This is a genomic window from Synechococcus sp. R6-10, assembly GCF_047461815.1.
In the GTDB taxonomy this organism is placed as follows: domain Bacteria; phylum Cyanobacteriota; class Cyanobacteriia; order Thermostichales; family Thermostichaceae; genus Thermostichus.
In genome coordinates, this window is record NZ_JANSHW010000215.1 from 1 (window position 1) to 9,106 (window position 9,106).

12 protein-coding genes are annotated in these 9,106 nt (G+C 58.5%); 8 read left to right on the forward strand and 4 right to left on the reverse strand.

Annotated elements, in window-relative coordinates; translation table 11 throughout:
• Positions 1 to 345 (forward strand): signal peptidase I (gene lepB / locus NW837_RS06865; protein ID WP_414330134.1); only part of this gene is annotated, 345 nt, incomplete at its 5' end.
• Positions 346 to 373: 28 nt separating this feature from the next.
• Here the strand turns inward: lepB and sds are convergent.
• The gene (gene sds, locus NW837_RS06870) at positions 374 to 1,345 is read right to left on the reverse strand and encodes a solanesyl diphosphate synthase (RefSeq protein WP_041436149.1); all 972 of its coding nucleotides are present in this window, start codon (positions 1,343 to 1,345) and stop codon (positions 374 to 376) included.
• A 114-nt stretch (positions 1,346 to 1,459) separates the two neighbouring features.
• Here sds and NW837_RS06875 point away from each other — a divergent pair, with 114 nt between their 5' ends.
• Positions 1,460 to 1,855 (forward strand): metal-sensing transcriptional repressor, encoded by a 396-nt coding sequence (locus NW837_RS06875; protein ID WP_011432105.1) that lies wholly within the window; start codon positions 1,460 to 1,462, stop codon positions 1,853 to 1,855.
• Between the two features lie 122 nt (positions 1,856 to 1,977).
• Here the strand turns inward: NW837_RS06875 and NW837_RS06880 are convergent, their stop codons facing one another.
• Positions 1,978 to 2,424 (reverse strand): TerB family tellurite resistance protein, encoded by a 447-nt coding sequence (locus NW837_RS06880; RefSeq protein ID WP_414330135.1) that lies wholly within the window; start codon positions 2,422 to 2,424, stop codon positions 1,978 to 1,980.
• 262 nt (positions 2,425 to 2,686) lie between these two features.
• Here NW837_RS06880 and rpsP point away from each other — a divergent pair, with 262 nt between their 5' ends.
• The 5 genes from rpsP (at position 2,687) to cysQ (ending at position 6,272) form a co-directional block, all read left to right on the forward strand.
• Positions 2,687 to 3,166, forward strand: coding sequence for a 30S ribosomal protein S16 (rpsP, locus tag NW837_RS06885; RefSeq protein ID WP_414330138.1), 480 nt, complete (start codon positions 2,687 to 2,689; stop codon positions 3,164 to 3,166).
• 64 nt (positions 3,167 to 3,230) lie between these two features.
• A complete protein-coding gene (locus NW837_RS06890) occupies positions 3,231 to 3,506 on the forward strand; it encodes a KH domain-containing protein (RefSeq protein ID WP_011432102.1) in 276 nt (91 codons plus the stop codon).
• Positions 3,503 to 4,606: an ArsA family ATPase gene (locus NW837_RS06895; protein ID WP_011432101.1), complete on the forward strand. Its 1,104-nt coding sequence runs from the start codon at positions 3,503 to 3,505 to the stop codon at positions 4,604 to 4,606. The genes NW837_RS06890 and NW837_RS06895 overlap by 4 nt, the downstream gene beginning before the upstream one ends.
• A 61-nt stretch (positions 4,607 to 4,667) precedes the next feature.
• The gene (gene hisF / locus NW837_RS06900; RefSeq protein WP_414330140.1) at positions 4,668 to 5,429 is read left to right on the forward strand and encodes an imidazole glycerol phosphate synthase subunit HisF; all 762 of its coding nucleotides are present in this window, start codon (positions 4,668 to 4,670) and stop codon (positions 5,427 to 5,429) included.
• Between the two features lie 15 nt (positions 5,430 to 5,444).
• Positions 5,445 to 6,272, forward strand: a complete 828-nt coding sequence (gene cysQ, locus NW837_RS06905) for a 3'(2'),5'-bisphosphate nucleotidase CysQ (protein ID WP_414330143.1) — start codon at positions 5,445 to 5,447, stop codon at positions 6,270 to 6,272.
• Between the two features lie 12 nt (positions 6,273 to 6,284).
• On the opposite strand, the gene NW837_RS06910 is transcribed toward cysQ, so the two are convergent.
• The gene (locus NW837_RS06910; RefSeq protein ID WP_011432098.1) at positions 6,285 to 6,749 is read right to left on the reverse strand and encodes a pentapeptide repeat-containing protein; all 465 of its coding nucleotides are present in this window, start codon (positions 6,747 to 6,749) and stop codon (positions 6,285 to 6,287) included.
• A 249-nt stretch (positions 6,750 to 6,998) separates the two neighbouring features.
• Complete coding sequence (locus NW837_RS06915; RefSeq protein WP_011432097.1) at positions 6,999 to 7,766, reverse strand: PspA/IM30 family protein; 768 nt, start codon at positions 7,764 to 7,766, stop codon at positions 6,999 to 7,001.
• A gap of 285 nt (positions 7,767 to 8,051) precedes the next feature.
• On the opposite strand from NW837_RS06915, the gene NW837_RS06920 reads away from it, so the two are divergent.
• Positions 8,052 to 8,993, forward strand: coding sequence for a phosphoribulokinase (locus NW837_RS06920; RefSeq protein WP_414330145.1), 942 nt, complete (start codon positions 8,052 to 8,054; stop codon positions 8,991 to 8,993).
• Positions 8,994 to 9,106: the final 113 nt, after the last annotated feature.

Consider the following 9,106-nt stretch of genomic DNA (forward strand, 5'->3'; position numbering starts at 1 on the left):
GGAGATCGCATTCGCATCGCCAACGGTGAGGTCATCATCAACGGGATCCCGCTGCGGGAAGACTACATCTATGCCCCCCCCGACTATTCTTGCCCTGGCGAGCGCTGTCCTGGAGTTCCCAATCAGGGATCCGAATTCGTGGTTCCTCCCCGCTCCTATTTTGTGATGGGGGATAACCGCAACGACAGCCAAGACTCCCATGTGTGGGGTTTCTTGCCGGAAGAAAACATCATCGGCAACACCATTTTTCGCTTTTGGCCCCCAAATCGCCTACACTTTTTCGCCCCGCCAGAATATCCTGAGCTTCTTCCAGAGGCCCAAGTGTTGGGCAACACAGCCCGGTAGAAAGCCAGCTTGACCCTGTCGGGACTGCTCAGTGCAGCCGCTCCAGCACATAGTCCACCATCTGAAACAAAGCACGACGCGCCGCAGAGTCCGGCAGGCTATACAGCGCTTCGGCAGCCCGCTGGGCGTAGTCGCGGGCCAACTGACGAGAGCGTGGGATCCCTTCGCTTTGATACACCCACTCCAGGGCCTGCTTCAGGTCTTGCGGGTTGGACAGCTCCCTGAGAATGAGCTCTCGCATCTGGGGAAATTCCTCTAGGGCAAACAGAACGGGTGCAGTGAGGTTGCCCTGGATGAGGTCGGATCCCACAGGCTTGCCAAGCGTCTCTGCCGAAGCGGTGAAATCCAGCAGATCGTCGACAATCTGAAAAGCAATGCCCAGATCCCGCCCAAAATCGAACAGGCGATCCGCCACTTCCTCGCTAACCCCGCTCAGCAGGCCAGCAGCCTTGGAACTGCCGGACATGAGGGAGGCCGTTTTGTAGAAGCTCTTGGCCAGGTAGTCTTCCATCGACACATCCGGGTCGAAGCGGGTGAGGCTCTGGCGCACCTCTCCCTCCGGCAAATCCATGATTACTTTGGAAAGGAGCTTCACTACCTCCAGGTTGTCCAGATTGGCCAAGTACCAAGCAGCTTGGCCGAAGAGGTAATCCCCCGCCAGCACGGCTATCCGATTGTCGAAGAGGGTATTCACCGTATCGATGCCCCGTCGCACATCGGCAGCGTCGATGACATCGTCGTGAACCAGGCTGGCCGTGTGGATCATCTCAGTAATCTCTGCCAAGCGCCAATGCCGTGGGGTAATCTCTCCATCTGGAGTGGTGGCGCGGGCGATGAGGAGCACAATGGCTGGCCGGATCCCTTTCCCCCCCGCCGAAAACAGATGTTCGGCAGCCATGGCCAGAATGGGGTGCTTGGCACTGACCAACCGCGTCAGGTTCTGGCGTAAACGCTCCAGATCCGCTTCTACAGGGCCAAAGGGGGAGAGCACAGAGGTCATGGAGCCAAAGTATGAGAGGTTTTACAAAATTTCACATCTTTTTCTATTGTAGAGTACCCCATCGTTCTCGGGGAAAACCAAGCGGTATCATGCAGGCAGTCCTTTGCCCTTTTTATGTCGGATCCCGTCCCCCCACTTCGATCTCATTCCGTTCCACCGCTCCCTTCAGAACCCGATTGGGAGGAGGAGTGGGAGCTGGCGCTGGAAAAGCCGCCGCTGTCTGGGCGGGCCCAGCCTCACCATCATGATCCCCAGTCTCGGCGCAAGTTGACCAACCGCTTGGCTCGCATCGAAGGGCATGTGCGTGGGATCCGCTCCATGATCGAGCAGGATCAGCCCTGTCCAGATGTGCTGCTGCAAATTGCCGCCGTCAAGGGAGCGCTGGATCGGGTGGCGCGGCTAATTTTGGACGATCACATTCGCCACTGCATCCGCCATGCCATCGAGACCGGCAATATCGAAGTGGAGCTGGAGGAGTTGCAGCGGGCTCTGGATCGCTTTATCAGCTAAGTCTCGATGGCCAGATTTAACTTGATGAAAGTCTCCCCTTGCTTGGCTCAGGGGAACGCCAAACTGGGCTGTCAATATCTGCAGCGGGGGCTGGCCGTTGTGATGCTATCTAGTACCCCAGGTCATTCAGAAGGTTGGGGGGAGGGCTGGGTATAGCGCTCCAGCAGAGATGCGCTTTTCAGTTGCCACTGCAGTCCCATGAAGGCCCAGTCGATAAACTCGTTGATCTCCTCAGCGCTGAACTGCATGGCTTTGCCGATCTCGAAAATTAGCTCCTCTTCTTTTTCCACCAACTGGCTATTCACCACCGCCATTGCTGCCAAATCCCGCAGGATCAAGGCCCCTGCCGCATTGCGCATGGGCGGGATCCCGCTGATATCCAAAGGTGCACCTGTTTCATCCGCCAGATAGGTCTGGGCCAGTGGCGCTTCGATGCCTACCCCTTCTGCAATTTGCATGAAGAAAGAGGTTTCTTCTTCGTCCAACTGGCCATCCACTCGGGCCACCGCGATCAGGGCCTTGAGGTAGAGCTGGCGCTGCTCGTCTGTCAAATCGGCGTAGTTGATCATGGGAGTTGCTGCTGAGTGTAGGGTTTTCTCTTCAACTCTGCCATGAAGGTTGCCTTCCAAACCGGGGTCGGACATTTTCCAGTCAAGTTCCAGTCAAGCAGAAAATCGCTTAAAATAAAAAGCCTGTGTCTACCGGCCAAACGCCAAAGGCTCGGAGCGAGGCTCTGGAGCTTCAGCAGGCTTGGCGGGTCTAGGCGAACTCTTTTTTGGATTTTTTGGATCTTTACAGCTTGCGGAGCGTCCCCCAAGGAGTGGATACCCCATGGTCAAATTGCGGCTCAAGCGCTACGGAAAAAAGCGGCAACCCAGCTATCGCATCATCGCCATTGAAAGTAAAAGCCGCCGTGAAGCCCGTCCGCTAGAGGAACTGGGTTACTATAACCCGCGCACCAAGGAGACGGTTTTGCAAACGGCAGGCTTGCTGAAGTGGTTGCGCTGTGGCGCTCAGCCCACAGAGACGGTGGACAGTCTCCTCAAAAAGGCCGGCATCTATGAGATGTTGAAAGCAGGGGAAGGCGGAGTGGTGGCCTCGATTCGCATTCCGGCCATCGCCAAGCCTGAAGCTGGGATCCCTGAGGCGGCAGAAGAGGCCCCTGCAACAGAATCCGTGGCCGAGGCTGAGGTCGCCGATGTTCCCGAGTCTGAATTGAGCGAAGCTGCCACTGAGACAGCAGCGGCAGAATTAAGTCCTCCAGAAGCTGAAGTTGAAAAGCCTCAGGTTGAGGAAGCGGTTGAGACCTAGAGTCGGCTGCGCTTTCGGCTAAGCTTGGCTTGGCCAGTTGTTCCCTCCTGTCGTCTAGCTCTCTATGCCAGACTACAAGGCTCTCGCCCATCTTTTGATCGAACCGTTGCTCAGCAGCGCCTCTCTTCAAATGGATGTGGAAACCACCTGTGGCGGGCGAAAGGTATGGCTGCGACTGGCCTTTGACCCGAAGGATCGCGGGCGGGTGTTCGGGCGAGGCGGGCGTACCTTGCAGGCGATTCGACAGGTGATGATGGCTGCAGCTCAGTTGGCGGGCCAATCTCTGTACATCGATATCTACGGAGAGGCGGGAGAGCGGAATCGGGAGGAGCGGGAATGAGCCAAATTCTCACCTTTCTGGGCAAGGGGGGCACAGGTCGGAGCACCTTGGCCGTGGCGGCGGCTCGCGCGGCAGCCCAACAGGGGCGGCGGGTGCTGTTGGTGGGCCATCAGGCGGGGCCGGGGTTGGAAATGCTCTTGGGCGGGATCCCGCTTTCCGGCGAGCCGGTGACCATTGCTGCCAACTTGAGCGTGGTGCAGTTGCGGACAACCCAGCTGCTGGAGCAGTTCTGGACGGCGGCCAAAGAGCTGGAAGCCCGATACGTGCGCACCCCCTTTTTCCGGGAGATCTACGGCCAGGAACTGGGGGTGTTGCCGGGCATGGATCAGGCCCTGGCCCTGGAAGCTCTGCGCCGTTACGATGCCAGCGGCCAATACGACTGCATTCTCTACGATGGGCCAGGGGATCTGACCACCTTGCGGGCCTTTGGGATCCCGGAGGTGGCCAGTTGGTACTGGCGGCGAGCCTCCCAAGCTTTTTTGGGATCCGACTTGGCCAAAACCCTGCGACCCTTTGCCGAGCCCTTGTTGCGTTCGGTAAGCACCGTGGAATTTTCCTCCCTAGAGGATCTGCCAGAGCGGTTGGGGGGCATGACCAACCTTTTGGAGCAGGGACGACAGGCTATTGCCAATCCGCGCCGCGTGTTGGCCCACCTGGTGACCACCCCTGACCCGATGGCCGTGCAAACCGCCCGTTACCTTTGGGGGAGTGCTCAGATGGTGGGGCTGACGGTGGGTGGCCTCTGGGTTACCCCTCTGGCTCCGGGAGAGGTCTCGGCCGCCGATTTTTTCCCGCTGACACTACGAACACTCCCCCTGCGTCAGGGATCCGATTGGTCGGCTTTGGAAGCGGCAGTAGGAGGGATGTTCGCCGTGCCGGATGTGCCGCCGCCCGTGGCCATCGACGAGGGATCCCGTACAGTCAAGCTGTTTATTCCCGGCTTCAGCAAGGCCCAAATCGAGCTGAGCCAGTCGGGCCCGGAGCTGACCATTACCGCCGGGGATCAGCGGCGCAATTTGTTCTTGCCCCCCAGCTTGGCAGGTCGGCAGGTGACTGGGGCCAAGTTTCAAGAACCCTTCCTGGTCATCAGCTTCGGCTAAAACGATCCCCAGTTGTTCCCCTCTGTTCGCGTTAGCGGTATGGAGTCCTTGGGAGAGAGCGATGTTGGCCAAACGGATCATTCCCTGTCTGGATGTGGCGGCAGGGCGGGTGGTGAAAGGGATCCAGTTTGTGCAATTGCGGGATGCCGGGGATCCGGTAGAGCTGGCCCAGGCTTACGATCAGGCAGGAGCCGATGAGCTGGTCTTTTTGGACATCACCGCCACCCACGAAGAGCGGGAGATCTTGCTGGAGGTGGTGCGGCGCACCGCAGAGCAGGTGTTCATTCCCCTCACGGTGGGAGGAGGGATCCGCGATCTGGAGGGGATCCGGCAACTGCTGCGGGCCGGGGCGGACAAGGTCAGCCTCAATTCGGCGGCGGTCAGGGATCCGGATTTGGTGACTCAAGCCAGCCGCTGGTTTGGATCCCAGTGCATTGTGGTGGCCATCGACGCTCGCGCCAAACCGCAGGGAGGGGGATGGGAAGTGTACGTGCGCGGGGGGAGGCAGCCGACGGGGCTAGACGCGGTGGAGTGGGCCAAAACCGTGGCCGAACGGGGGGCAGGGGAGATCTTGCTCACCAGCATGGACGCCGATGGCACTCAAGCAGGCTATGACCTGGAGCTAACCCGGCGGGTGGCCGAGGCGGTGTCGGTGCCGGTGATTGCCTCAGGAGGAGCAGGGGAGTGTGCTCATATCCGCCAAGCTCTGCAGGAGGGAGGGGCGGAAGCGGCTCTATTGGCCTCGCTGCTCCACTATGGCCGGCTGACGATTGCGCAGATCAAAGCCGACTTGGCCGCCCATGCCATTCCGGTGCGTTTCTAGCTTGGGGAGGGATCCGTGCAGGCTCAAGATCTGGCCGCTCTCCTGCCTGAGGTGTGCCGCCTGGCAGAAGCAGCAGGGCAGGCCATCTTGCCCTTCTATCGGCAAAAATCGCTGCCGATCCAACTCAAAGCAGATGCCTCCCCCCTAACTGAGGCGGATCTGGCTGCCCACCACCTGATCCTGCAGGGCCTGCAAGAGTTGACCCCAGGGATCCCGGTGCTCTCGGAAGAATCGGGCGGGATCCCCTACGCCCAGCGGCAGGTGTGGCGGCACTTCTGGCTGGTGGATCCCTTGGATGGCACCCGAGAGTTTATCGGGCGCAACGGCCAGTTTACGGTGAATATTGCTCTCATCGAGGAAGGGATCCCCATCCTGGGGGTCGTCCATGCCCCAGCTCTGGGCCTCACCTACGCGGCTGCGCAAAAGCTGGGGGCCTGCAAGAGGGAAAGGACTCCGTCCTGCGTTCACGAACAGCCCATCCGCACCTGCCCTTACGCCCAAGAACCCCTACAAGTGGTGGCCAGCCGTTCCCACAGCAACCCGGAGACGGAGCAGTTCCTCGAGCGGCTGCGGCAGCGCTGTGGCTCTCTGGAAGTGAAGTCTGTGGGCAGTGCCCTAAAGCTTTGCCTTGTGGCCGAAGGATCTGCCCATCTCTACCCTCGCTTCGGCCCCACCATGGAGTGGGATACTGCCGCTGCCCAGTGCATTGTGGAGCAGGCGGGGGGAAGGGTTACCGATCTGGCAGGGGATCCCTTGCGCTACAACAAGCCCGACCTGCACAACCCGCCCTTTGTAGCGGCTGCCGAAGGCATGGCCCAACTGTGGCAGAACCTGATCCCCTGAGGGAAGCTCCGGCTACATGCCCATCTCTGTAGGGTTAAAGCCATCCGGGAACTTGGTGTACTCGTCGTAGAGGGCACCGCGAAAATGGGTGTTGGTGATGATGGCTCCGCGCAGATCGGCCCCAATCCGCAGATCGGCTCGGTTCAGCTCGGCTTCGCTGAGGTCGGCCCTGAGCAATTTGGCCCGGTAGAGGTTGGCCCCCCGCAAGTCTGCCTTCACCAACTTAGCCCCAATCAGGTTCACCCGTCGCAGCTTGGCTCCGCGCAGGTCGGCTCCCGAGAGATCTGCTCCCGACAAATCCGCCTCGCGCAAATCGGCCCCACTCAAGTCGGCATCCCGTAGGATAATGCCCTTCAAATTCGCGCCACTCAACTGCGCTCCGCTCAGGTTGGAGCCCGAAAAATCCCGTTGGCCAGACGCATAAGCCTGCAACAGTTGCTTGGCATCCAAGAGAGGCTTGATACTTGCTGTTGTCATCGCTGTTTGTTCTCTCACAAAACCGTAGGCAAACTAACCTCAGCCCTGCCGGAAGCAGGCTGTGACCCTTTCGCAGGTTGATTACCCTCTGGGGATCCCTGCCACTCGAGGTGGAACGCTTTACTGACAGACTTTGCCCTGCTGGTCGGCAGAAGGGCTGTCAGAGTTCTTGTTGGTTAGCTTACCACCCCCCGGCCCAAACTCAGCCCGGCAAGCCTTGAGAGTCGGAGGAGAGCGACATTCCGCCTGTTAGAGCTGGTCAATCTCCTTGCGCAAATTTTCCAACTCCAGATCGACCTCGCTCTCACTTGCGGTGGAAGGTTGGCCTGAGGACTTTGACCCTCCAGAGGGCAACTGACCCTGGATCGACGCCTTGAGCATCAGCAGCTCGTGATCTACATCCGAGCCACCCGCCTCCAAAGCGGCAAACTGGTTTTCCAAATTGTCTACCGCCAGCTCGGCTACTGCCGCCGACTGGGCCTCCAGGGAGTTCACCTTCTCCTCCATACGCTCAAAAGCGGCAAAGGCGCTTGTGGCGTCCACCCGCCCGATAACCTGATTGATTTGCTGGGAAGCCTTGGCGGCGCGGGCGCGAGCGATGAGCATGTCCTTTTTGGTCTTGGCCTCAGCGATCTTGCTCTCCAGCTTGGTCATGTTGGACTTCAGGATCTCCACCTGCTTAGTCTGCTCATCCAACTGCCGCTTCAGGCTTTGGGCAGTCTCGGCAAAGGTTTTCTTGCGCACCAGCGCTTCCCGAGCCAAAGCTTCGTTGTTGTTGCGCAGGGCCAACTCGGCGCGTCTTTGCCACTCATCAACACTCTGCTGTGCTTGCTCATACTGCCGCTCTATCCGCTTCTGGGCAGCAATGGCCTGGGCAACCGCTTGCCGCATCTGGTAGTGATCCTCAGACATGTCCTGAATGGTCTGGTTCAGGATTTTCTCCGGATCCTCGGCGCTGCTGACCAGCGCATTGATATTGGATCTAATGATTCGGCTGACCCGATCGAACAATCCCATCGGTTGCTTCCCCCTCTAGCGGTCTGACCTAATGCTACCCTTGCTGCTTTGATGCCTTCCAGTGCTTCTACTCCAGTATAGGGATCCATAGGGCTCCGCTGAAAAAAGCTGTAACGTTCTCTTGCCCCAATACCCTCCAGAGCCGATAATGCTTGCTTAACTTCGTTTGCTGACCGACAATCCCTGTTCTCTGATCGGGGCCATCCGCAGGTCGAAACGAAGTTGAGTTTGGCCGGTGTTGTTGGGAGTTCTCCGCCCCAGGTTCACGATTCAGGAGAGGGATCCGTGGCTCAGCGCCCGATTATTCTGGGTATTGTTGGTGATAGTGCTGCTGGAAAAACCACCCTCACCCGTGGCATTGCCCAAGTCTTGGGGGAAGAAAACGTCACTGTCATCTGCACCGACGACTACCACCGCTACGACCGCAAACAACGCGCTGAACTGGGGATTACAGCCCTCCATCCCGACTGCAACTACCTGGATATCGTTCAGCAGCACCTGACGCTCCTGCGCACCGGCCAGCCGATCCTAAAGCCCGTCTACAACCACAGCACCGGCACCTTTGACCCGCCAGAGTATGTCAAGCCCAACAAATACGTGATTGTCGAAGGGCTGCTGGGCTACTTTACCCGTGGTATGCGGGATAGCTACGATGTCAAGGTTTATTTGGCTCCCCCAGAACATTTACGAGCCCTTTGGAAGATTAAGCGAGACACCCGCAAGCGCGGATATACCGAAGAGCAAGTGCGAGAAGAGCTCAAAAAGCGCGAACCCGACTCAGAGGCTTTTATTCGTCCACAGCGCCAATGGGCCGATGTAGTGGTCACCTTTTACCCGCCCCAAGAGGGATCCGACCAAGACGAGGTATTGCTGAATGCACGCTTGGTGCTGCGCCCCACCATTCCTCACCCAGATTTTTGGCAAATCCTCAATGCCCGCGACAATCACCTTAGCTCTGCCATTCGTTTGGATTTGGATCGGGATATGGGCAAGCCCGTCGATGTTTTGCAGATTGATGCCCATGCTACGGCCAGCCAAGTGATTGAGCTGGAGCGGATGCTCTGCAACGAAATCCCTTACCTGGGCAAGTTCTGTAGCTTAGAGGGAAACCCCAATATCGGCCAGTTGATCGGCACCACCGGCGAGCTGCTCCAGAGCTATCCCCTGGCTTTGACTCAATTGCTGATCACCTACCACATGCTAAAAGCGGCCAACATCTACCAATAGAGTCCGTGGCGGCGAGGGATCCCCAGTTTCGCAAGACCTGCAGGGGAGCATGACTCTAGTCAATAATAAGCTCAACTATACTGAAAATAATGTATAATATGTTCAGTACGGAT